Source organism: Alcanivorax hongdengensis A-11-3 (genome assembly GCF_000300995.1).
GTDB lineage: Bacteria > Pseudomonadota > Gammaproteobacteria > Pseudomonadales > Alcanivoracaceae > Alcanivorax > Alcanivorax hongdengensis.
On the sequence record NZ_AMRJ01000016.1, the window covers coordinates 55,410 to 75,714 of the forward strand.

Sequence of the window (20,305 nt, forward strand, 5' to 3'; positions counted from 1 at the left end):
GCCTTTCCATGGAAAAACGCGACGAGCTGTACGCCGGTAAAGCCAAATCCGTGTACACCACTGACAATGCCGACCAGCTGATCATGGTGTTCCGCGACGATACCTCGGCGTTCGACGGCAAGAAGAAAGAAGCGCTGGCGCGCAAGGGCGCGGTGAACAACCAGTTCAACGCCGCCATCATGGACAAGCTCAAGGCCGCCGGCATTCCCTGCCACTTCGAGCGTCTGCTGTCGCCCACCGAAGCCCTGGTCAAGAAACTCGACATGATTCCGGTGGAGTGCGTGGTGCGCAACATCTCCGCCGGCTCCATCTGCCGCCGCCTGGGCGTGGAAGAGGGCCTGGACCTGACCCCGCCGACCTTCGAGTTCTTCCTCAAGAACGACGAGCTGGGCGACCCCATGGTCAACGACTACCACATCCGCAGCTTCGGCTGGGCCACCGACGAGCAGGTGGCGCGCATGAAGGAGCTGACCTTCCAGGTCAACGACGTGCTCAAGCAACTGTTCCTGGACGGCGGCATGCTGCTGGTGGACTACAAGCTGGAGTTCGGCGTGTTCAACGGTGAAGTGCTGCTGGGCGACGAGTTCAGCCCGGATGGCTGCCGCCTGTGGGACAAGGACACCCGCGAAAAACTCGACAAGGACCGTTTCCGCCAGGGCCTGGGTGGCGTGGTGGAAGCTTATGAGGAAGTGGGTCGCCGTTTAGGCATGACCTTCGAGTACTGATACCATGACATTATCGCCGGGCGCAGATCGCCCGGCGCAGGCCGTTTCCCTGCGCCTGACAACAATAACAACGGCAAAACAATAACTGGAGTCAGCAATGAAATCCTTTTCCCGTGTTCTGATCGTGGCGCTGCTGGGTGCGGCGCTGAGTGGCTGTTTTCTGACCAAGCTGGCCACCGTGCCCATGCGTCTGGTGGGGGCCGCCGGTTCCGTGGTCGGCGCCGTGGTTTCCATTATTCCGGTGGCCGGCAACCCGGCTGACGAAGCGCTGGAAAAAGTCGATGGCGCCATCGACGCCACCGCCGACAACATCGACAAGATCCCGCTGTAATCGCCAGGCTGGCCCGCCAGCCGGGCCACGCACGCCAGTCATGACCGCCGGGCACGGACAATATTCTTGTATTCGCCCGGCCGGTTGTGAAAAATAAGCCTTCTTCCAAGGCGAGCCGGCTGATACCGGCCATAACAACAATAAACGGGGTCCTGACCATGCGCCTGTGGCTGCTACCGCTTTTTCTGCTTCTCCCCCTGTCTGCATCGGCGGACACCCTGATCGGTCTGGGGTATCTCAACGGCCTGACCGGGTTGAACCTGGAATGGGCCGGCAAACGCAACAGCTTCTACGGCATGCCCGCCTATTACCTGGATTCCGGTGGCCTGGACACCGAAGAGCTGCGCTGGGTGGCCGGCTGGCGGCACAAGCTGGAGCGCGGCAAGATGGCCGAGAAGGGCTTCTACTCCGGTGTGCTGGTGGGTGACCTGGGCGGTGAGCGCCACTATGAACGTCTCGGCGTGGGCCTGGAGCTGGGCCACCAGTGGGTGACGCCCTACAGCCGCTGGACCGTCAGCGCCGCCATGGGCGCCATGGAGCCGCTGGACTGCGAGGACTACCACCGGGCCTCTCGCTGTGACACCCCGGAAGAGCGCGACCAGTACGATCTGGACGTGGAGCCCACCGTGGTACTGGGTGTGAGCTTCAGCCTGCGCCGCTAACAGCCCCTCTCGCCGTGATCATCAACCCCCTGCGCCGGTGACCCCTGCTCGCCGGCGCGCCAGCCTCTTGCCGCCGTTTTGCCCCGTTCGGGGGCGACAGTTGTGCACAGTATTCATACAACCTTCACATGGCTTGCCAGCTTCCACGGCTAACTTGTTGATTTTCTGAACAGCTTTGTAAGTTATTGATTTTAAATAACTTGTTAAGGTGGGTACTTTTTCATCATTTTAATGAAAGTGCCGCAATGATGGGCGCTGGCGACGGTTCCTGACAGTCTGTTCACAGAGTTATCCACAGATACTGTGAGTAATTTTTCAGAGCCGTGAAAGTGGCTCAGCGACGCAGCATGGGCAGGGGGCGCCAGGGCTGGCTGAGCAGCTGCTGGCCGCTCAGTTTGGCCAGCAACAGGTGGAAGCCGGTGTTGGGGAATTTGTGCTTGATGGTGCGGATGCGTGCCATGGGCACGCCAAAGCGCAACAGCCCCAGCGACACATCAATCCAGTCGGCCCGGCGGAAGGCCTCCACCAGGTCGTCGGCGCCACGGGCATAGGCACTGAGCTTGTGGTGGTTGAAAATCATGGCGCGGATGCGCTCCTGCCAGTCCAGCCGCTGGTGTTCTTCCAGATAATGGTCGGCCAGCCGGGCAGAGGGCTCCAGGTAATCAAAGGTGCCCGCCAGCCAGATGCCGGCATCATGGAAAAAGGCGGCGATTTGCAGCTGCTCCAGCTCCTGGTCGTTGATCGGCCGCTGGGCCAGCACCAGATTGATAACCCGGTAGACGTGGTTGCGGTAGGCGCTCTGCTGCTTGCCGAAGCGCTCGGCATGCTCGTCGAACAGGGCATCCACAAGGGGAAGCTCGGTGATCAGGCGTTGGCTGGTTTCGCTCATTCACGGACCGTCAGCAGGGGTTGCCCGTTCGGGCGGGCAATCAGTGTGTCATTATTAGTCTGAAGCATGACGGGAAAGAGTTGGCAATTCCAGCCTTGGTGGTTGCTATTTACTGTACTATAGTCAGACAAGGCTAAACCGATTGTTCAACAAAGGTAGGCGCAGTGAGTTTCAAGGCCAAGGAAAGTCTTTCCGAACAGATCGCCACCCACCTGGCAGAGCAGATCATCCGCGGCGACATGCTGGCCGGTGATCGCATCCAGGAGTTGCGCGTGGCCGGTGAGCTGGAAGTCAGCCGCGGCTCCGTGCGCGAGGCGCTGCTGATCCTGCAGCGCCGCCAGCTGATCGACATCCTGCCGCGCCGGGGCGCGGTGGTGAAGGAGATGTCCGAAGCCCATGTGCGCAGCCTCTACGAGCTGGTGCAGGTGCTACTGGGGCTGGTCATCCGCAAGGCCATCAAGGTGGTCCGCGAGGAAGACCTGGATGAGTTCATCGGTCTGGTGCACAACCTGCAGATGGCCGCCGAAGAGCGCGACCTGGACCGCTTCTTCGTGCTCAGCTTCCAGTTTCTCGAGCATACCTATCCCTATGCCCGCAACGCCTACGTGGAAGATATCCTCATCAACCTGCAGCCGGCCATCCAGCGGGCCTATTTCATGGCCCTGCACCTGGAGCCCGACGAGATCAAGGAGTGTCTGTCGTTCTTCAAGGCCCTGGTGGAAACCATCTTCCGCCGGGACGTGCGCTCGGCCCTGGAGATCATCCGCGAGTTCGCCGAGCACCAGTCGGAACTGGTGGAAGAGTCCATCACCCGGGCCCGCCAGATCGAGACCGCCTGGGGCTCGCGGCGCCGCAAATAGAAAAATCCACTAAAAATCACACTTTAGTGCTCCCGGGGGCTTGCCCTCGGGCGCCGGTCTACATAGAATTGCGCCCCTCTGCAGGCACGTAGCTCAGTTGGTTAGAGCACCACCTTGACATGGTGGGGGTCGGTGGTTCGAATCCACTCGTGCCTACCAGATTTCATTATTGTTCGGAATCAGTCGCATCCCAGCTCCAGGGCTGGGGTTGTTGTGCCCGTTGTGGTGGCATAAAATGCGCGGCTATTCCCGGGGCGTGGCGTAACCGCCCCATTCGATTAAACAGATTGGAGGTTCACGACATTAAGCGTGGAGGCAAGGGCCGCGAGCAACGCGCCCGTACAAATCAGCAAATCCAGGGAACCGAAGTTCGGTTGATCGATGTGGACGGTGAGCAGGTGGGCATTGTCAGCCTGCAGGAAGCACTGGACAAGGCGACCGAAAAACAGCTGGATCTGGTGGAAATCTCCCCTGGTGCGGAACCGCCCGTTTGCCGAATCATGGATTACGGCAAACACCTGTTTGAGGCGAAACAGAAGGCCAAAGAGGGGCGCAAGAAGCAGCGCCAGACTCAGGTCAAGGAAATCAAGTTCCGTCCCGGCACCGATATCGGCGACTACGAGGTGAAACTGCGTAACCTCAAGAAGTTCCTCGAGGCCGGCGACAAGACCAAGATTACCGTCCGCTTCCGCGGCCGGGAAATGGCTCACCAGGAGCTGGGCCGGGAACTGCTCGAGCGCATCGAGAAGGACCTGGAAGAAATCGGCACCGTTGAGCAACGCCCGAACATGGAAGGTCGCCAGATGATCATGGTGATCAGCCCGGGCAAAAAGAAGAAGTAACGCCTTCCACCGGGACGCGTTGCTGCATTAATTAACCAACTTGAGAAGGTACCATGCCTAAAATCAAGACAAATCGTGGGGCTGCCAAGCGTTTCAAGAAAACCGCCTCCGGTTTCAAGCGCAAGCAGGCATTCAAAAACCACATTCTGACCAAGAAGTCTTCCAAGACTATCCGTCAGCTGCGTCCGAAGCAGGAAGTCCACGAGAATGATGTGGCTCTTGTGAAACGCATGATGCCCTACGCATAACTGATACGGATCTGGAGACTAGACAATGGCACGAGTAAAACGTGGTGTGCAGGCCCGTCGTCGGCACAAGAAAATTCTCAAGCAGGCTAAAGGCTACTACGGTGCCCGCAGCCGTGTATTCCGTGTAGCGGTACAGGCCGTTACCAAAGCCGGTCAGTACGCTTACCGTGACCGTAAGGTTCGCAAGCGTCAGTTCCGTCGTCTGTGGATCGTCCGTATCAACGCCGCCGCGCGTCTGAACGGCCTGTCCTACAGCCGCATGATCGACGGCCTGAAAAAAGCCTCCGTCGACATCGACCGTAAAGTACTGGCGGACATCGCTGTCCGCGATCAGGCGACCTTTAGCGCTTTGGCCGAAAAAGCCAAAGCGAGTCTCGCCGCCTGATTCACTGTTTCGTCGTAAACGAAACAGCATACTCAACGGGGGAAGAGCTCGCGCTCTTCCCCCGTTTTTATTTGGAACAAGAGTAGCAGCTGGAAGCGACTAGCTAACCGCTGATTTAAAGACTGCGGAGTCTTCAATGGAAAATCTCAATGCCCTGGTCGACGCTGCCCTGGCAGAGGTGGAGCAGGCCGGCGACATTCGTGCCCTGGACGACGTGCGCGTCAAATACCTGGGCAAGAAGGGGGAAATCAGCGCCCTGATGAAGGGCCTGGGCAAGCTCAGCGCCGAGGAACGCCCCAAGGCCGGTGCGGTGATCAACGATGGCAAGCAGAAAGTGCAGGATGCCATCGCCACCCGCAAAAGCGCCCTGGAAGAGGCCGCCCTGGCCGAGCAGCTGGCCAGCGAAACCGTGGATGTGACCCTGCCGGGCCGTGGCGAAATGCCCGGCAACCTGCACCCGGTCAACCGCATGCGCCGCCGCATTGAAGACTTTTTCCTGCGCCTGGGTTTCGACATTGCCGAAGGCCCGGAAGTGGAAGACGACTTCCACAACTTCGAGGCCCTCAATATCCCGTCCCATCACCCGGCGCGGGCCATGCACGACACCTTCTACTTCGGCGATGGCCGTCTGCTGCGCACCCACACCTCACCGGTGCAGGTGCGGGTGATGAAAGAGGGCAAGCCGCCGTTTCGCATCATCGCCCCGGGCCGCGTCTACCGCTGCGACTCCGACCTGACCCACACGCCCATGTTCCACCAGGTGGAAGGGCTGCTGGTGGACAAGGGCGTCACCTTTGCCGACCTGCGCGGCACCGTGGCCGAGTTCCTGCGCTTCATCTTTGAAGTGGAAGACCTGCCGGTGCGCTTCCGCCCCAGCTATTTCCCGTTCACCGAGCCCAGCGCCGAAGTGGACGTGGGCTGTGTGAGCTGCGGTGGCGAAGGCTGCCGGGTGTGCTCCCACACCGGCTGGATCGAGATCATGGGCTGCGGCATGGTGCACCCCAAGGTGCTGGAGCACGGCGGCGTGGACGCCAGTGAATACACCGGCTTCGCCTTCGGCATGGGCATCGAGCGCATCACCATGCTGCGCTACGGCGTCAACGACCTGCGGCTGTTCTTCGAAAACGACACCCGTTTCCTGTCCCAGTTCAGCTAATACATTTCACCGCAGCGGTGACAGGGCGCACCGAGATAAACGTTTACCTGCCCGCTGCGGTAACAAGTTGCTTGTAAGGATTTGAACATGCTTGTGAATGAAGCCTGGTTGCGTGAGTGGGTGAACCCCGCGGTCGATACCGACACCCTGGTAAAACAACTGACCATGGCCGGCCTGGAAGTGGACGGCGTGGAACCGGCGGCGCCGGCCTTCACCGGTGTGGTGGTGGGGCAGGTGATCGGCTGCGAACCGCACCCGGACGCCGACAAACTGCGCGTTTGCCAGGTCACCAACGGCACCGACACCGCCCAGGTGGTGTGTGGCGCCTCCAACGTGCGCGAAGGCCTGAAAATTCCCTTCGCCCAGGTGGGCGCCGTGCTGCCCGGTGACTTCAAGATCAAGAAAGCCAAACTGCGTGGCGTGGAATCCTTCGGCATGCTGTGCGGCGCCTCCGAACTGGGCCTGGAAGATTTGATCGACGGCCTCATGGAGCTGCCCGACGATGCCCCGGTGGGCACCGATGTGCGCGACTACCTGACCCTGGATGATGCCATCATCGAAGTGGACCTGACCCCCAACCGTGCCGACTGCCTGAGCGTGCGTGGCATTGCCCGGGAAGTGGGCGTGATGAACCAGAGCCCGCTCACCGAACTGGCCATCAGCAAGGTCGCCCCGGCCATCGACGACACCCTGACCATCAAACTGGCCGACAGCGCCGCCTGCCCGCGCTACCTGGGCCGGGTGATCAAGGGCGTCAACGTCAGCGCCGCCACCCCGCTGTGGATGGTCGAGCGTCTGCGCCGTGCCGGCCTGCGCACCATCGACCCGATTGTCGATGTCACCAACTACGTATTGCTGGAGCTGGGCCAGCCCCTGCATGCCTTTGACCTGGCCAGACTCAACGGTGGCATCACCGTGCGGCAGGCCAACGCCGGCGAAAAACTGCTGACCCTGGACGACCAGGCACTGACCCTGCGCGACGACACCCTGGTGATCGCCGACGACAGCGACGCCCTGGCCCTGGCCGGCGTCATGGGCGGCAAGCCGTCCTCGGTGACCGCCGACACCCGGGATATCTTCCTGGAGTGCGCCTTCTTCTCACCGCTGGCCATTGCCGGCAAGGCCCGCTCCTACGGCCTGCACACCGATTCCTCCCACCGCTTCGAGCGTGGCGTGGACCCGCAACTGCAGAACGACGCCATCGAGCGCGCCACCGCCCTGATCCTGGAGATCGCCGGCGGCCAGCCGGGCCCGGTCAGCGAAGCGCTGGACGAAGCCCAACTGCCGGCCCAGGCGGAAATCGACCTGCACGCCGACCACATTGAAGGCCTGCTGGGCATGCGCCTGCCCGCCGAGCAGGTGGAAGACATCCTCGGCCGCCTGGGCATGGAAGTGTCCACCCAGGAAAGCGGCCAGGCCTGGACCGTGCTGGCGCCCAGCTGGCGCTTCGACATGGCCATCGAACCGGACCTGATCGAAGAACTGGCACGCATCTACGGCTACGAGAAACTGCCCAGCCGCGTGCCCGCCGGCTCCCCCTCCGGCGAGAGTGTCGGTGAGCACCAGGTGGCCGTGCGCCGCCTGGCCGACACCCTGATCGACCGCGGCTACCTGGAAGCCATCACCTACTCCTTCGTGGAGCCCGGCCTGCTCAAGCAGGTGGAACCGCGGGTGGAGCCGCTGCCGCTGCTCAACCCCATCTCCACCGACCTGGGCGCCATGCGCACCACGCTGCTGGCCGGCCTGTTCAGCACCGCGCGCCACAACCTCAACCGCCAGGCCGAGCGCCTGCGCCTTTTCGAGACCGGCCTGCGCTTCGTGCCCGGTAAGCAAGGGCTCACCCAGACCCCCATGCTGGCCGGCCTGCTGTTCGGCAGCGCCCAGCCGCAGAACTGGGAAGGCAAACGCCCGGTGGACTTCTTCGACCTCAAGGGCGACGTGGAAGCACTGCTGCAACTGTCCGAACCGGGCGCCTTCGCCTTTGAAGCGGGTGAACACCCGGCCCTGCACCCGGGCCAGACCGCCGCGCTCAAGCGTAACGGCCACCTGGTCGGCCACCTGGGCCGCATTCACCCGCGCCTGGCCGCCGAGCTGGACCTGCCCGCCAACCTCTACGCCTTCGAGCTGGAGCTGGCGCCGCTGCAGCAGGGCGTACTGCCGCAATTCGCCGGTGTTTCCGACCAGCCGCGCATGCGCCGTGACCTGGCGTTCGTGGTTGCCGATGACGTGCCCGCCGGCGAATTGATCGCCGCCGTCCATGCTGCCTGTGACGAACGTCTCACCGGGGTGCGGATTTTCGATATATATCAAGGTGATAGCATCGGCGAAAATCGCAAAAGTCTGGCCCTGGGCTTGACCTTCCAGGACCGTTCACGCACTCTTAAGGACCAGGAAGTCAATGACCTGGTGGATGCCGTAGTATCCCAGTTAAAACAACAGTTTAACGCCGCCTTAAGGGATTGATGAAAAGGGTAGGGAGCGATTGATGGGAGCGCTGACCAAAGCGGATATGGCAGAGCGTTTGTTCGAAGAGCTCGGCCTCAACAAGCGTGAAGCCAAGGAAATGGTGGAAATGTTCTTTGAAGAGATCCGCCAGTCGCTGGAACACAACGTGCCCGTGAAACTCTCTGGCTTCGGCAATTTTGATCTCAGGGACAAGAGCGAACGGCCAGGCCGTAACCCGAAAACCGGTGAGGAAATCCCCATCACCGCCCGCCGGGTTGTGACCTTCCGTCCAGGACAAAAATTAAAACAACGGGTTGAGGCCTATGCTGGAACCAAGTCATAACGACGAACTGCCGGCGATCCCGGGGAAGCGTTATTTCACCATTGGCGAAGTCAGCGACCTGTGCGACGTGAAACCGCACGTGCTGCGCTATTGGGAGCAGGAATTCCCCCAGCTCAAGCCGGTCAAGCGCCGCGGTAACCGCCGCTACTACCAGCGCCAGGACGTGCTGATGATCCGCCAGATCCGCAGCCTCCTGTACGACCAGGGCTTCACCATCGGCGGCGCCCGGCAACAACTCACCGGCGGCGCCAACGCCGAACAGGCCACCCAGTACCACCAGCTGATCAAACAGATGATCGTGGAACTGGAAGACGTCCTCGACGTCCTCAAAGCCAGCTAACCCAAAGCCCCGCACCCCGGGGCTTTTTCACATCCCACAACCCACCCCCCCCGTAGGAGCGACGCTAGAGTCGCGACCCCCATTCCCGTCAAAACGCGATCTACAGAAAGGCAACCCAAACCTCCTCCCCTTACCAAGCGGGAGCCAGAGCAGGCTCCGCTCTTAATCCTCCCCCTCAATGAGGGGGAGCCAGAGGGGGTCAACCACCCAAATCCTCCCCCTCGCCAAGGGCGAGCCAGACGGTCAACCACCCAAATCCTCCCCCTCACCGAGGGGGAGCTAGAGGGGGTCCCCACCCAAACGCTCAAACCCTAACCAAACAACACCTTACTGGTTCCATCCCCCCAGCAAATCCGCTATGATGCTCGCCGCTTTGGTAGCACCGCCTACCAAGCATCTCGGGGCGTAGCGCAGCCTGGTAGCGCACTTGCATGGGGTGCAAGGGGTCGGAGGTTCGAATCCTCCCGTCCCGACCAAATTAAGGTCGGAAAAACAATGAGATAGGCCAGTCAGAGATGACTGGCCTTTTTCATTTCTGGGCGCCTGTCATCTTTTCTACGATCTGGTTGCCGTTTGGTTGCCGTTTCTCGATCGCTACCGTTATTTGGTTGCCGTTTCATGGTTACCATGGGTGGCTTTTATGCCCTTGTGAAGCGTGTGTGCCGCGATGGTCGTCAATTTTAGAATAGACTACCTTTGGACCCTCTCCAGGGAGGTGATGTTGTTGGCTGACTCACGTCTTCTCCCATAGGCGTTCGGGTATCTCCGTCACCTTGTGGCTCGGGCGGTGGTGGGGTTGTTGAAAGTTCGGCTAGTTGCTTATTTAGGGCCTGGATTTCTTGGTCTTTTGCGGCAATGGAGTCGCGTAGTGTTTGCGCTTCCTTGGCTGTGACAAGAGGGATAAAAGGGCAATTTGATTGCTGTTGATCAAGTATCTGTCGCTTGGCTTCTTCTTTGGCCTCCTTGATTGTGGCTTTCTTTTTTTCCTCATCCTTTAGAGCCAATCGAATCAGCTCTGCGACAACCGCGCTTACACTTGTTCTCCCATTGCCCCCTTTCTTGGCCAGCGTTTCGAGTACCTTGATCTCGCGCTTAGAGAGTTCCAAATGAACCTGCTTTAGATTTTTCCCCTCCCTGGATTGATGGACTCGCCACGCTTGTTTGGCCCTCTGAAGGTATGAGCTGTCTCTCGATTTGAGAGACTTTTCTAGATAGTCGACGAGGCGCTCATGGCTACTCGGTGGAAGCAGCATGACTCCCTTGCATGGATTTCTTGTGATGTAGCCATTAAGCCAATCTATCATTTTGGGGTCATTGTCTAGCCACTGGCCTGGTGTCTTTACGGCCTTGTTCATTCGCCTCTCCCCTGGCTCTTTCGAGACACTGCTGACACGCTACATTTAACGTTAAATGTAACGTTAAATGTAACGTTACATTTAACGTTAAATGTAGCATAAAGAAATTGGAAGATAAAATTAGGGGGGGTATTATTGCTATTTATTGGAGGTTGTGTGGGTGAGAGTATGGGGGTGTGGCTAATTCCTCTTCAAGTTCCCAGCGGATGTCGTAAGCAATATGGTCTTGATCGACTGAGTGCGGCGAGTCGTTATTTCTTGTGCCGGTTTATTAAAGACTACGAAGAGTCTAAAGAGTCTAAAGAGTCCATGAGGCAAATGGCAGCCTATGCTCGGGATTTTTATCAGTCCGAAAGATCTGTTAGACGGGCTGTTGATGAGCTTGTTCGTTCGGGGATTTTGCTGGAGAAGAGGTCGGCAAATGGACCGGGGCGTCCTTCGCTGCGGTTGAGTGTGTCGTGTGGCTTCTGGGATGTATTAGTGGCCCAATTAGCTGACCACGCTTTCCTCCATAAAGAAAAAATTGAACATGTGTTCATGGGCGAGTTTCCTTCTAACCGCGGAACGCGGAAGACGCGCCTGACTCCGGAAAATCGCACCCTCCTGGCTGTTCTGCTTTTAAATGCAGATAAAAGTGGCGCTGCTCAAATTGGGATGGGGAAGCTTGGGAGGATGACAGGGCTCAGTGACGATCAGTTGAAGTCTCAGTTCACGAAGCTGGCTGCTGAGGGGTATCTGAGGGGCAGAGTTTCTGGCTTCTCTGGGAAGTGCTTGTTTGGCCGAGTGGCGGGATATGTGTTTCTTAACTTGAGACACATGGACTTGGGCGGCTTTGGTGATCAAATAACGATCATTCAGTGTTCACCGGGGCTTGGTCAGGCCACAGAGCTTTATAGGGAGGCAAAGGCTGTCCATTTCGACCTAAAAAGGTATCGGGATAGCAGTTCGGGCTTGGGTGGGTATCCTCCATGTCATTATCCGGGCATCCAGAATGCGATCAGGTTTGAAACCCAATGGACTGACGACTGCTTTTGGCATGAAACAGACTTTAGTTATCAGGGCGACTGTGAGGCATCTGAGGTCCTGCCTAAGCTGCAGCTGGATAGGCACTTTCAGGAAAAGCAGCTTTCCCTAGCCGCTTCATACTTGCAGATGCGAATCAATCACTACGCATCGATGCTGTTAACGAATGGGGAGCGTGAAAGTACTATTTCATTGACTCACCTTAAGGAACTTGAGGATTCAGTACGCGGTGAGCTTAAGCCGACAGAGAAAAGTGATGTTGAGGTGGCGCTGCGAGCATTTCTGACCGCTGTGTGGCAGCAGGTTAAATATGCTACAGGCATGATTGCGCAGGTTAAGAGGCAAGACCAATGCCTAATTGATGAGCTAGAGAGGAAGGAGCCTGAATATCTCATTCTCCCAACGGAAGCGGTATTGAGGCGTCAGCATGCACTCACCTTGCAGATTTCCACAAAAGAAGGAATAGGCTCTGGAGGGGGTGGTTGCTGGGTCATTAATATGCCTGGGCACGATTCAAAACCAGATGAAGGGAATGATCCTTGGGGGGGCTCGAAGCTAAGCTTGCAAGGAGGGTCTGGGCGTAAAGCTATCAAGTATCTCAGTGAGCGGAGCCTGAGTGAGGAGGAGCGGATAAGCTATGGGCTGAGATTGCGGGGGCACAAATATCCGACTGAAAAAGCATAGTACATTTCCAGAGTGAAATCTGGTGTTTGTTCCCTGAATTTCTTTGAAAACAGTAGCTTGAAGCTTTGCAAATGGCATATTTGGTTGTCGGTTATAGGTTTATAGGTTTTATACCCCCGCCACCCCAAGGGCCATAAATACCCAGTAATAAATTACATACATCCCTTCCCTGTGAGCAATAACCACAGGATGGAGAGATGAACAAACGACACACACTGAATAGCAACCTTACCCTAATCAACGACACAGAGTGGAATGGACTGGGGCTAGTGCCCAGGCACTCCCCCTACATTGAGCAGTATCTCGAGAGGACTCTGGAAACCATGAAAAGAGCGGTGGAGAGGTACCGGCGAACCACGGCTATCCGTTTCGATTTACACATACCCAAACAGGCAGCTGCCCCCGATTCAGAAGTAATATCCCGCTTCTTTTCCTCCCTTCAAGCAAAAATAAATGCACATCAACTTCGTAAAGCCAGATGCGGACAGCGGGTTCATACCTGCCAGCTTCGTTACGTTTGGGTCCGAGAAAGACACCTCTCAGACCATCGACATTACCATTGTTGCATCTTGCTAAACGGGGATGTCTACCGTCACCTAGGATCTTTCGTATCTGTGAATGAGGGGGGTGCGTCAAATATGGCTAAACGGGTGCGTAGCGCTTGGGCGAGCGCCTTAGGTTGCTCCTGGGAAGATAGTGCAGGGTTGGTCCATTACGTAGAGAACGGCGTATACCGGGTTGATGCCAACTCTCCGTCTCTGTGGAGAGATTATTCGGCGCTGTTTTATCGGTTAAGTTATTTCGCGAAATCGAAGACCAAGCCATTTGGCGATGACAAGAACAACTTTGGCTGCAGTCGCCGCTGACAAGGTTTCGTTAATTTTTTACAGCCATGGCTCATCTCATGAGCAGAAGGAGAAAACTCATGAGAATCATTCGTTTGAAAGAAGTCATGGAAACTACAGGCTTGGGCCGGTCATCCATCTACAAGTACGCCCAAGAGGGCTCATTCCCGAAACCCGTGAGCCTGGGAGGGCGCTCATCGGGCTGGGTGCTGGATGAAGTGGAGGAGTGGGTGATCGAGCAGATTGCCAAGCGGGATGAAAAACTGAGAGAGGAGAGAAAATAGACGTTGTCCACGATGAGGTCATTCCTGATGATGACGCTGGCGGAGGGCCATGTAAGAAAAAAAGAAGGCCTGTGCATCTAAGCAATAGAATGCACAGGCTCTATATTGTGTAGATAGCAACTTTATTCAAGAGAGATAGGCTACTGAAACTCCCAGGTCCATTGACCATTTGCATCGGCTACTGTCACTTCAACGATGTTGCAGCGACGGTATGTGGACCATTTGAATTTCTGGCCGAACTTCATTTTTACCGGAAAGGGTTTGATATATTCATAGATTCCCGGTGCGTACAGGCCCATTTGGCCTATCTGTATCGCGAAGTAAGATGGGTCCGCTTCTTTCCTGCGGGCATACTCATCCCGTGAAATTCGTTTACCGAGTTTGTTTGATTGGATTCTGCAATTGCCCCTATTGATCACGATATCATTGATATCTGCAGTGTCTTCAGTGGCGGTCAGATAGACCGTATTACCACGGACTTCGATATCGACGGACGGTTGACCTTGGGCTTCAGCTCGCGCTTGGGCTAATGCCGCATCTTCGCCCATAGTCTCCACAGACTCAATGTAACCAGGAGGAGCGATAAACATACCACTAACATCGATCCAGTCGACGTATTCCCTCAGCTCTTTGTGCATCTCTTCAGCGTTCATGCCGTCGAAACGAGAGTAGTCTGGACCCGTGGCTTCTGCCTGGTCATTGACGTAGCCCCGCTGGTAAATACCCCACAGCTCGTCGAACTCAGCTACCGCTGCTTGGTTTTCAAGTTCAGCTTTAAGAGCATTAACGCTCTCGGTGGGGTTGTCTGCGTCATATGTCTCACCGCAGCCCGCCAGTGAGCAAATAGCCATGGACATGATGATGGTTTTGATGAGTGAATGTTTCATGTGAATACCTTTGGGTGTTAATTGGGTAGGGAAGACCCTGTCTGGCAGTAGGTCGCGGGCTAGGAAGAGGGGGTCATCGGCATTCCACGCCAGCTTTAGCGACACTGGTGTAGAAACGTCTGACATTCCCCCGGCCCTGGCTGAAACCTTGCAGCTCCTCGATGGAGTACTGCTGAGCCAGCTTATTGAAGGCGCAGCGGCACATTTCTGTAGGGGCGCTTTGCGTGCATCCTGCGAGGAACTCTCCTTTGACCTTGTTCATGGGGTCGTCCGAGCACCCGGAAGAAAGCAGGGAGAAGACTAATAGGGCAATGCTGATGGGTTGATTCATAGCGCTTCCTTACATCAGTACCAGGCTGATGCCCAGGGCTACGCCAATGACAAGTCCTACGGTTTGCGGTCCCATCATCCAGAACAGCTTGATCCAGATCAGAGATCCCATACCGCCACTGGTGAACATCATGTCGGGCTTGGCGAAACGGCGAATAGCGTCACCAATCAAGGCGCCAATAGTGCCGGTTACGGTTCCCACGACGGCTGCGAATATCTTGGCCATCAAACCGGCCCCCAGCACCATGGCTGAGTTGTTGTAGCTCACCATGATGATAGCCAGCACCAGGGCTGCGATGCCCCACCCAATAGCGGATTTTTGGATGCTGCTGAGCTCCTGTTGCTCTACAGCGCTATTGCTGGCGTCAAAGTCTTCCATTGTCTTTCTCCTTGTTTGAGTTGGTTCTTCCTGAGATCCCCGGGCAGGCATGAGCAGTGTGCCCTGCCTAAAGAAGGTGCTTGCTGGTGGGTTATGTGATCCAAGACGCGGAAAGTATTGCAATGCAATACTATTAAGGTCAAGTGTAGTGATACGACAGAGGTATGGCTCTGCCGTAGCGTTGCTTCATCAGTTAGATGGAGTGGGCGTGATGAGCTTTCCCGAGCGCCTGAAAGCGGCCCGGTTGGCATTGGGGTTGACTCAGGAACAGTTGGGTTTTGAGTTGGATGTCACCAAATCCACGGTTTCCGCATGGGAAAATGGTCGTGATGCTCCAGGTTTTCGTCTTTTCCCTGCCCTGAAACAGGTGCTGGGCGTTTCTCTGGACTACTTGATATGTGGAGATGAGGCGGGCGGCGTCACCGACCCTGCAGGTACCTACGGCGCGGAAGTCCGCAGTGAAGCTGAAGCGCATTTGCTAAAGCGTTACCGCAAACTGTCACACAGGCGCCAGGAAGGCCTGAAGGCGTTACTGGATTAATCTGCAGCCTGCTTACCTGCCAGCTTATTACTTAGCTCAGTGGTTGATTGAGAACGGGATTCCCTGGCATGAGCTGATCCCTCGTGCGAGAACTCCTCAACCACTTGTAACCCCTCCTCCTCCGCATACTCGAACTGGGCATTCAGCAGGCCCGCCTGAGCGACCTTGTCGAGCTCTGCCTGGCTAATCCCCAGATTTTCCATCACCTTGGCTTCTTCTCGGGCATGGGTGACGGCCTCTTTCATGGATTGATTGGCTCTCAGCGTCAGATCCACGTAGTAGATCGGCGCCCGGTGACTCTGGGTGGTGCTCTTCCCGCGCAGTTTCAATTCCAGGGGAAGGGTGGCCAGGTTGCCACCAGAGATGGCATGGAAGTAGCGCAGCCTCGCTGCCAAGGTGCGAATGCTGTTGTATCCGGTGGTGCGGAACACAAAGCAGCCCAGTTCATCCTCTTCCCCGATCCGCACATACAGCCGCCCGTAAGGTTTGCACAGATCGTGGGCGCCGAATTCGCATAGGTCGGGTGAGGGGCAGGGTAACTGCTCCAGGCCCTGGTCGGTGCGGCGCCGGCAGGTCTCCCCGTCGCCACTGCACAGGGGGCGGCCACTCTTGCGCTCAAAGAAGGTGTACTCCGCCCGCAGGTTCAAGTCCGGATCATTAAAGGGCAGGGTGACGGGAATGCTGCGTAGCTTCTTGCCTTGTACCTCCTGGCGCAGGGCCTCATCTAGCGGATGCGGTAGCCAGCCCTCCCGGGTCTGGATCTGGGTAGTGATGGTGAATTGGTCGTCTTTCTCCGGCAGACGCTTGCCGTTCTTTTCCACCATGCGGCCAATACTGATACGGCCAATCACGGGGGGAGTAATCGCGAGTCCTTTGATCATGGGAGTCTCCTGTTATAAAAAACGCACAGCCGCCGGGCAGGGCCCGGCGTTTATGCTGTTAGGCGTGGCGTGTTGAGTGAGGTGATGCGAGAACGATCAGGCGTTGGGCTTGACCAGGAACCGGCGACTGCCGGGCCGATGCTTGGGGAATTGCTGCAGTAGCGCGGGCCGAGCCTTGAGCAGGGCGTCGGTGTTGAGCACTGTACTGTCCTTGCTGCGCTTCCAGCTCACCTGGCCATCCATGAAGTAAGCCCGAGCGGCGTCACCCATGCGTTGTTGGATGCGTTGCTTGAGTCGGGCTTCCCGTTCGGCCAGACGGGCCAGGCGTTCCCGGATATCCAGCATCTCACTGAAATCGCCGTTGAGTGCGGTGTCGTCAATGAGATCCAGGGTTTCGCTATCGTCACGAGGATAGAGTGCCCGCAGGGCCTGATCGGCGGAGTCGGAGCCATCAGCATCGGGTGGCGTATCGGTCTCCACCTGATGCCAGAAGGCCCGCTCCAGCTCGATCAGTTGCTTGATGACGGCTTCATCCCGCTCAATGCGGTGTACCTGCAACTCCTGCCCACAGATCAGCACTGCCACGTCCGCCGCTAGCTTGCCGGTGACGGCCAGTTGATGCTGAACTTGGCACTGGATGTATTCCGGTACGCCATCGGCCCAGAGCCTGGCGCCATTAAGGCCAGTGGTTTTGCATTCCAGGATCTGCACCTCTTGATTGCCCACAACGGAATAATCCAGATTGGCCAGCATCCAGGACTTGTCGGCATCCGGGTGCTGGAGCACAGCATTCACCCGCCGTACCTTGTTGCCGGTGGTCTTGGCATAGGCTTCCGCTACTTTGGGTTCAAGCAGATTGCCCCAGTACAGCGGGGTATGGATGTCGTCCGGATTGGGGGCTGGTAACAAGCCGTCCCGCCCCGTTTTGATCATCCACAGCTCAAGCGGCGACTGATACGGGTTAAGCCCCACCGCCGCTGCAGCATCGCTGGCCCCGATACCTTGCTTGCGGACCTTGAGCCACTGCTCCCGGTTCATGCCCTTGGTGGACACCAGACGCAGGGCCGGACGGGATGAGGGTTTGATAGCGCGGGGAGTGCTCATGAGTGACCTCCTTCCAGTTGGGTCAGCCGCTCGGTAAAGCGATCATGGAGATTGATCAGCCGATGGGTCTGGGGCGTCTGATCCGAGGGGATCTCATGACTGCCGCCTTGACTGAAGAAGGTGACTACCAGATCGGTGATCATCTGTTGGATGTCGGCGTTGGATGGCAGATTGCCGTCATTGTCGAGCAGATAGGTGCCCAGCTGTTCGCCCAGGATGGACACCACCTCGTACTCGAACACCCCAGGAAACCCTTGCGGGCCGTACCAGTAGGGTTGCACCTGTTTCCAGATATCGGGGATGAAGTCACACAGGGTGCTGATCAGTTCGATACAGCCATTACCCCAGATCTCCAGAAGCCGGGTACCGCGCTCCTTGTTCAGCATCATCCCCTCATGGAGAAAGGCGCCCCAGATGGCGGCCAGATGCGGGGAGAGGGGGGGCGCAGAGAGTCTGGCTTCCGGGCCCACACGGTTATCGTGATTAGGTTCTGTCATGGTCAGGCTCCAAACAATAAAAAGCCCGACCGGCACAGAGCGGGTCGGGCTTTAGTCGAGGGAAAAGAGTGAGTCGGGAATCAGTCAGGCCACCAGTTCCAGGGTCTGGCTCAGGGCCCGCTGCTTGATCTGGGCACCCTTGCCGAACCAGGCGGAATCCAGTCGATTGTCGGTACTGCGGGCGCGACGTTCGTGGTCCACGAACTCGGTTACGGCATTCAGCAGGCCGTAGGCCGTGTTCTTGGCAGACGGCAGCTCCGCACCGCGACCGGACCCGTCATACAGGGTCATGGCCTTTTTCATGGCGTGCTCGTTGGGTTTCACCAGCATGTCACCCGATGAGTAGTTCACATCGGTGAAGACCGAGCGCATGACCTTCTCGGCGGTCTTGCGGGTGATGCGCCGCTCGCTCAGGGCCTTCAGCCGGTACATGAAGTCATCCCAGGCGGAGACGGAGATCCCCAGCTGCTTCTTGACGGCCTGAGCATCGAACGTGGTGTTGTGGCGGACCTTCACCGCCTGGCCGGCGCCATTGAGAGCAACCGCCAGGGTGTTATTGCACACCACCCGGATGCTGGTGAACTGGGCAGTGGTAGCCAGAGTGCCGTCACAGGCGGTGGCCAGCAGCACATAGCCGTTGGTCTGGTCATTGCCTGCCAAGGAACCCGTTTGCCCCGTGCGGGCAAGGGCCCACAACTTGCGGCCCCCTTTAAGGACGCCAGCGGTTTCCAGTTCAAAGCCAGAGCGCTCGGTGAGATCCCGGTAAAACTCCAGGATCTGCCGGGGCTGCACCACCTTGAAGCGGTTACTCACTACGGACAGAGGTGCCTGATTGTCTGAGCGGAACAGCACCTTCTGATCCGGGAAGGATGAGATCTGGCCGAGCGCACCGGCCTCACTGCTAATGAAGCGGACAGGGGTTTCACGTATCTCCCAGTCCATGCCGGCTTCCTGCATCCAGACATTGAGGGGTTGTTGGGCAGCGAGCTGGTTACCCAGCCCGTGCCAGGGTGTACGGCCTGCATAGGCCATGCTTTCGACAAGATGTGCCATGGTAAATCTCCAGGAATAACGATGAGCCCGAAGCGGGCGGATTAACGAGTGAGAAGAGGGGGGGGCATGCGTAGAGCAAAAGCAGAAGAGCGAAGGCTCAGAGCCAGCCACGCTGGGCCAAGCTGACCCACTCGGAGCGGGACACGACGAAGTGATCCAGGACCCGCACATCGATCAGGGCCAGAGCGTCCTTCAGCCGGGTAGTAATGGTGCGATCAGCCTGGGAGGGCTCACAGCACCCGGAGGGATGGTTATGGGCGAAGATCACGGCAGCGGCATTGCAGGCCAGAGCCTGCTGTACCACCACACGGGGATACACCGCTGCGCCATCAATGGTGCCGTTGAACAAGGGTTCGAAACTGAGCACCTTGTGCTTGTTGTTGAGGAAAATGGCCGCGAAGACCTCGTTCTTCTCCTGGGCCAGGGCCATCTGCAGGAACTGGGCGACATCGGTGGGAGAGGTGAGTGCCTCCCGACCGGTCAGTTCATCCAGCAGGATGGTGGCAGCGGTACTGATAATCTCCTCGGGTTTAACGCAGCCCTGTACGTGGTACAGGCCCTGCTCGTTCTTTACGAAAGTGGGGATATCCATAGAAACTCCAAAACGGCATAAAAAAGCCCGCACATGGCGGGCTTCGGGATCAAGGGGGAAGGGATGGGGCTTACTCGGTATTGAGACGGAAGCTATGCCCGCAATCCAGGCATTCCAGGTTGTCGAGATAGGTCTCGTCGAGCTTGGCGCCCAGCGCAGCACCGGCCTCACCGCCAGCGACGCCTCCAGCCAGGCCGCCAAGTACGGCACCGGCGATGCCGCCAATCGCAGACCCGGCAGGACCAAACGCCAGGCCGACGGTGGCGCCCACGCGAGCGCCACTGGTGGCCATGGCGATGCCACTCGCGGCACCAGCAACTGTGCCTACAGAACCGCCGACCTTGCGGCCATTTCCTAGGGCGACGACCCGGATAGAGCGGCAGGACGGACATTGAATGATCATGGAACCTCCATGAGATGGGGCCAGGAAGGCCATTCCTTCCTGGCTTCATGGAGGTGATATATGTTTGAAATTATTTGGAAAGTGGGTTGAGTCAGGTCGGTCTTCTGCAGTCAGGCGCCATACTAAGCCAAGTCTTGGAAGTCATTGAGGGGGAGTCAGCGCCGTTTTGCTGCCCTTGTATTTCGACCTTGTGTAGTGGTCTAATGAATCCGGACACCAAC

General features: G+C 57.8%; 26 protein-coding genes and 2 tRNA genes. 17 read left to right on the top strand and 11 right to left on the bottom strand.

The window, feature by feature from the left end:
- Positions 1–8: 8 nt before the first annotated feature.
- The 3 genes from purC to A11A3_RS10935 all read left to right on the top strand — a co-directional run bounded on the left by purC (position 9) and on the right by A11A3_RS10935 (position 1,718).
- Entirely contained in the window at positions 9–725 is a 717-nt protein-coding gene (purC, locus tag A11A3_RS10925) for a phosphoribosylaminoimidazolesuccinocarboxamide synthase (protein ID WP_008929360.1), read from the top strand.
- A 97-nt stretch (positions 726–822) separates the two neighbouring features.
- Positions 823–1,056 carry a DUF6726 family protein gene (locus tag A11A3_RS10930; protein ID WP_008929361.1) on the top strand — a complete coding sequence of 78 codons (234 nt, stop codon included), beginning with the start codon at positions 823–825 and terminating at the stop codon, positions 1,054–1,056.
- Between the two features lie 158 nt (positions 1,057–1,214).
- Entirely contained in the window at positions 1,215–1,718 is a 504-nt protein-coding gene (locus A11A3_RS10935; RefSeq protein WP_008929362.1) for a hypothetical protein, read from the top strand.
- 334 nt (positions 1,719–2,052) lie between these two features.
- Here the strand turns inward: A11A3_RS10935 and A11A3_RS10940 are convergent, their stop codons facing one another.
- Positions 2,053–2,607, bottom strand: a complete 555-nt coding sequence (locus A11A3_RS10940; RefSeq protein ID WP_008929363.1) for an HD domain-containing protein — start codon at positions 2,605–2,607, stop codon at positions 2,053–2,055.
- Between the two features lie 164 nt (positions 2,608–2,771).
- On the opposite strand from A11A3_RS10940, the gene A11A3_RS10945 reads away from it, so the two are divergent.
- The 10 genes from A11A3_RS10945 to A11A3_RS10990 all read left to right on the top strand — a co-directional run bounded on the left by A11A3_RS10945 (position 2,772) and on the right by A11A3_RS10990 (position 9,702).
- Entirely contained in the window at positions 2,772–3,467 is a 696-nt protein-coding gene (locus tag A11A3_RS10945; RefSeq protein ID WP_008929364.1) for a GntR family transcriptional regulator, read from the top strand.
- Between the two features lie 82 nt (positions 3,468–3,549).
- Positions 3,550–3,626, top strand: a tRNA-Val gene (locus A11A3_RS10950).
- A 128-nt stretch (positions 3,627–3,754) separates the two neighbouring features.
- Complete coding sequence (infC, locus tag A11A3_RS10955) at positions 3,755–4,309, top strand: translation initiation factor IF-3 (RefSeq protein WP_008929365.1); 555 nt, start codon at positions 3,755–3,757, stop codon at positions 4,307–4,309.
- A 53-nt stretch (positions 4,310–4,362) separates the two neighbouring features.
- Positions 4,363–4,557 (top strand): 50S ribosomal protein L35, encoded by a 195-nt coding sequence (gene rpmI, locus A11A3_RS10960; protein ID WP_008929366.1) that lies wholly within the window; start codon positions 4,363–4,365, stop codon positions 4,555–4,557.
- Between the two features lie 25 nt (positions 4,558–4,582).
- Entirely contained in the window at positions 4,583–4,942 is a 360-nt protein-coding gene (gene rplT / locus A11A3_RS10965) for a 50S ribosomal protein L20 (RefSeq protein WP_008929367.1), read from the top strand.
- Between the two features lie 136 nt (positions 4,943–5,078).
- On the top strand, positions 5,079–6,098 hold the full coding sequence (gene pheS / locus A11A3_RS10970; protein ID WP_008929368.1) for a phenylalanine--tRNA ligase subunit alpha: 1,020 nt from the start codon (positions 5,079–5,081) through the stop codon (positions 6,096–6,098).
- 87 nt (positions 6,099–6,185) lie between these two features.
- The gene (pheT, locus tag A11A3_RS10975) at positions 6,186–8,561 is read left to right on the top strand and encodes a phenylalanine--tRNA ligase subunit beta (protein WP_008929369.1); all 2,376 of its coding nucleotides are present in this window, start codon (positions 6,186–6,188) and stop codon (positions 8,559–8,561) included.
- A gap of 22 nt (positions 8,562–8,583) precedes the next feature.
- Entirely contained in the window at positions 8,584–8,886 is a 303-nt protein-coding gene (gene ihfA, locus A11A3_RS10980; protein ID WP_008929370.1) for an integration host factor subunit alpha, read from the top strand.
- Entirely contained in the window at positions 8,867–9,226 is a 360-nt protein-coding gene (locus tag A11A3_RS10985) for a MerR family transcriptional regulator (RefSeq protein ID WP_008929371.1), read from the top strand. Before ihfA ends, A11A3_RS10985 begins: the two co-directional genes overlap by 20 nt.
- Positions 9,227–9,625: 399 nt before the next feature.
- A tRNA-Pro gene (locus A11A3_RS10990) sits at positions 9,626–9,702 on the top strand.
- Positions 9,703–9,906: 204 nt separating this feature from the next.
- On the opposite strand, the gene A11A3_RS10995 is transcribed toward A11A3_RS10990, so the two are convergent.
- On the bottom strand, positions 9,907–10,581 hold the full coding sequence (locus tag A11A3_RS10995) for a hypothetical protein (RefSeq protein ID WP_008929372.1): 675 nt from the start codon (positions 10,579–10,581) through the stop codon (positions 9,907–9,909).
- A gap of 156 nt (positions 10,582–10,737) precedes the next feature.
- On the opposite strand from A11A3_RS10995, the gene A11A3_RS11000 reads away from it, so the two are divergent.
- From A11A3_RS11000 to A11A3_RS11005, 3 genes are all read left to right on the top strand, one after another.
- Positions 10,738–12,288 carry a hypothetical protein gene (locus A11A3_RS11000; RefSeq protein WP_157375604.1) on the top strand — a complete coding sequence of 517 codons (1,551 nt, stop codon included), beginning with the start codon at positions 10,738–10,740 and terminating at the stop codon, positions 12,286–12,288.
- A gap of 197 nt (positions 12,289–12,485) precedes the next feature.
- Positions 12,486–13,154 (top strand): inovirus Gp2 family protein, encoded by a 669-nt coding sequence (locus tag A11A3_RS18230; RefSeq protein ID WP_008929374.1) that lies wholly within the window; start codon positions 12,486–12,488, stop codon positions 13,152–13,154.
- Positions 13,155–13,213: 59 nt separating this feature from the next.
- Positions 13,214–13,417 carry a helix-turn-helix transcriptional regulator gene (locus tag A11A3_RS11005; RefSeq protein ID WP_008929375.1) on the top strand — a complete coding sequence of 68 codons (204 nt, stop codon included), beginning with the start codon at positions 13,214–13,216 and terminating at the stop codon, positions 13,415–13,417.
- A 140-nt stretch (positions 13,418–13,557) separates the two neighbouring features.
- On the opposite strand, the gene A11A3_RS11010 is transcribed toward A11A3_RS11005, so the two are convergent.
- The 3 genes from A11A3_RS11010 to A11A3_RS11020 all read right to left on the bottom strand — a co-directional run bounded on the left by A11A3_RS11010 (position 13,558) and on the right by A11A3_RS11020 (position 15,013).
- Positions 13,558–14,304, bottom strand: a complete 747-nt coding sequence (locus tag A11A3_RS11010) for a hypothetical protein (RefSeq protein WP_008929376.1) — start codon at positions 14,302–14,304, stop codon at positions 13,558–13,560.
- A 73-nt stretch (positions 14,305–14,377) separates the two neighbouring features.
- Positions 14,378–14,635 (bottom strand): hypothetical protein, encoded by a 258-nt coding sequence (locus tag A11A3_RS11015; RefSeq protein ID WP_008929377.1) that lies wholly within the window; start codon positions 14,633–14,635, stop codon positions 14,378–14,380.
- Between the two features lie 9 nt (positions 14,636–14,644).
- Positions 14,645–15,013 (bottom strand): hypothetical protein, encoded by a 369-nt coding sequence (locus A11A3_RS11020; RefSeq protein ID WP_008929378.1) that lies wholly within the window; start codon positions 15,011–15,013, stop codon positions 14,645–14,647.
- A gap of 211 nt (positions 15,014–15,224) precedes the next feature.
- Between A11A3_RS11020 and A11A3_RS11025 the strand changes: the two genes are divergently transcribed.
- Entirely contained in the window at positions 15,225–15,554 is a 330-nt protein-coding gene (locus A11A3_RS11025) for a helix-turn-helix domain-containing protein (RefSeq protein ID WP_008929379.1), read from the top strand.
- Here A11A3_RS11025 and A11A3_RS11030 read toward each other — a convergent pair.
- From A11A3_RS11030 to A11A3_RS17460, 6 genes are all read right to left on the bottom strand, one after another.
- Positions 15,551–16,435 carry a recombination directionality factor gene (locus tag A11A3_RS11030; protein ID WP_008929380.1) on the bottom strand — a complete coding sequence of 295 codons (885 nt, stop codon included), beginning with the start codon at positions 16,433–16,435 and terminating at the stop codon, positions 15,551–15,553. The two genes, A11A3_RS11025 and A11A3_RS11030, sit on opposite strands and share 4 nt — an antisense overlap.
- Before the next feature lie 96 nt (positions 16,436–16,531).
- Positions 16,532–17,539 carry a YqaJ viral recombinase family nuclease gene (locus A11A3_RS11035; RefSeq protein ID WP_008929381.1) on the bottom strand — a complete coding sequence of 336 codons (1,008 nt, stop codon included), beginning with the start codon at positions 17,537–17,539 and terminating at the stop codon, positions 16,532–16,534.
- Positions 17,536–18,036 (bottom strand): hypothetical protein, encoded by a 501-nt coding sequence (locus A11A3_RS11040; protein ID WP_231874209.1) that lies wholly within the window; start codon positions 18,034–18,036, stop codon positions 17,536–17,538. The genes A11A3_RS11035 and A11A3_RS11040 overlap by 4 nt, the downstream gene beginning before the upstream one ends.
- 84 nt (positions 18,037–18,120) lie before the next feature.
- Positions 18,121–19,089 carry a DUF932 domain-containing protein gene (locus A11A3_RS11045; protein ID WP_008929383.1) on the bottom strand — a complete coding sequence of 323 codons (969 nt, stop codon included), beginning with the start codon at positions 19,087–19,089 and terminating at the stop codon, positions 18,121–18,123.
- A gap of 97 nt (positions 19,090–19,186) precedes the next feature.
- A complete protein-coding gene (gene radC, locus A11A3_RS11050; RefSeq protein ID WP_008929384.1) occupies positions 19,187–19,681 on the bottom strand; it encodes a RadC family protein in 495 nt (164 codons plus the stop codon).
- Positions 19,682–19,751: 70 nt separating this feature from the next.
- Positions 19,752–20,084, bottom strand: a complete 333-nt coding sequence (locus A11A3_RS17460) for a hypothetical protein (RefSeq protein ID WP_082810825.1) — start codon at positions 20,082–20,084, stop codon at positions 19,752–19,754.
- Positions 20,085–20,305 lie beyond the last annotated feature (221 nt).

Bases quoted from the DNA above. Each gene is read 5' to 3' on its own strand.
- A11A3_RS10985 (WP_008929371.1), top strand. From the start codon at position 8,867: ATGCTGGAACCAAGTCATAACGACGAACTGCCGGCGATCCCGGGGAAG.
- A11A3_RS11035 (WP_008929381.1), bottom strand. From the start codon at position 17,539: ATGAGCACTCCCCGCGCTATCAAACCCTCATCCCGTCCGGCCCTGCGT.
- rpmI (WP_008929366.1), top strand. From the start codon at position 4,363: ATGCCTAAAATCAAGACAAATCGTGGGGCTGCCAAGCGTTTCAAGAAA.
- A11A3_RS18230 (WP_008929374.1), top strand. From the start codon at position 12,486: ATGAACAAACGACACACACTGAATAGCAACCTTACCCTAATCAACGAC.
- A11A3_RS11015 (WP_008929377.1), bottom strand. From the start codon at position 14,635: ATGAATCAACCCATCAGCATTGCCCTATTAGTCTTCTCCCTGCTTTCT.
- A11A3_RS17460 (WP_082810825.1), bottom strand. From the start codon at position 20,084: ATGATCATTCAATGTCCGTCCTGCCGCTCTATCCGGGTCGTCGCCCTA.
- A11A3_RS10940 (WP_008929363.1), bottom strand. From the start codon at position 2,607: ATGAGCGAAACCAGCCAACGCCTGATCACCGAGCTTCCCCTTGTGGAT.
- pheT (WP_008929369.1), top strand. From the start codon at position 6,186: ATGCTTGTGAATGAAGCCTGGTTGCGTGAGTGGGTGAACCCCGCGGTC.
- A11A3_RS11020 (WP_008929378.1), bottom strand. From the start codon at position 15,013: ATGGAAGACTTTGACGCCAGCAATAGCGCTGTAGAGCAACAGGAGCTC.
- A11A3_RS11005 (WP_008929375.1), top strand. From the start codon at position 13,214: ATGAGAATCATTCGTTTGAAAGAAGTCATGGAAACTACAGGCTTGGGC.
- A11A3_RS10935 (WP_008929362.1), top strand. From the start codon at position 1,215: ATGCGCCTGTGGCTGCTACCGCTTTTTCTGCTTCTCCCCCTGTCTGCA.
- A11A3_RS11025 (WP_008929379.1), top strand. From the start codon at position 15,225: ATGAGCTTTCCCGAGCGCCTGAAAGCGGCCCGGTTGGCATTGGGGTTG.
- A11A3_RS11045 (WP_008929383.1), bottom strand. From the start codon at position 19,089: ATGGCACATCTTGTCGAAAGCATGGCCTATGCAGGCCGTACACCCTGG.
- ihfA (WP_008929370.1), top strand. From the start codon at position 8,584: ATGGGAGCGCTGACCAAAGCGGATATGGCAGAGCGTTTGTTCGAAGAG.
- A11A3_RS11040 (WP_231874209.1), bottom strand. From the start codon at position 18,036: ATGACAGAACCTAATCACGATAACCGTGTGGGCCCGGAAGCCAGACTC.
- A11A3_RS11030 (WP_008929380.1), bottom strand. From the start codon at position 16,435: ATGATCAAAGGACTCGCGATTACTCCCCCCGTGATTGGCCGTATCAGT.
- rplT (WP_008929367.1), top strand. From the start codon at position 4,583: ATGGCACGAGTAAAACGTGGTGTGCAGGCCCGTCGTCGGCACAAGAAA.
- A11A3_RS11010 (WP_008929376.1), bottom strand. From the start codon at position 14,304: ATGAAACATTCACTCATCAAAACCATCATCATGTCCATGGCTATTTGC.
- A11A3_RS10995 (WP_008929372.1), bottom strand. From the start codon at position 10,581: ATGAACAAGGCCGTAAAGACACCAGGCCAGTGGCTAGACAATGACCCC.
- purC (WP_008929360.1), top strand. From the start codon at position 9: ATGGAAAAACGCGACGAGCTGTACGCCGGTAAAGCCAAATCCGTGTAC.
- radC (WP_008929384.1), bottom strand. From the start codon at position 19,681: ATGGATATCCCCACTTTCGTAAAGAACGAGCAGGGCCTGTACCACGTA.
- A11A3_RS10930 (WP_008929361.1), top strand. From the start codon at position 823: ATGAAATCCTTTTCCCGTGTTCTGATCGTGGCGCTGCTGGGTGCGGCG.
- pheS (WP_008929368.1), top strand. From the start codon at position 5,079: ATGGAAAATCTCAATGCCCTGGTCGACGCTGCCCTGGCAGAGGTGGAG.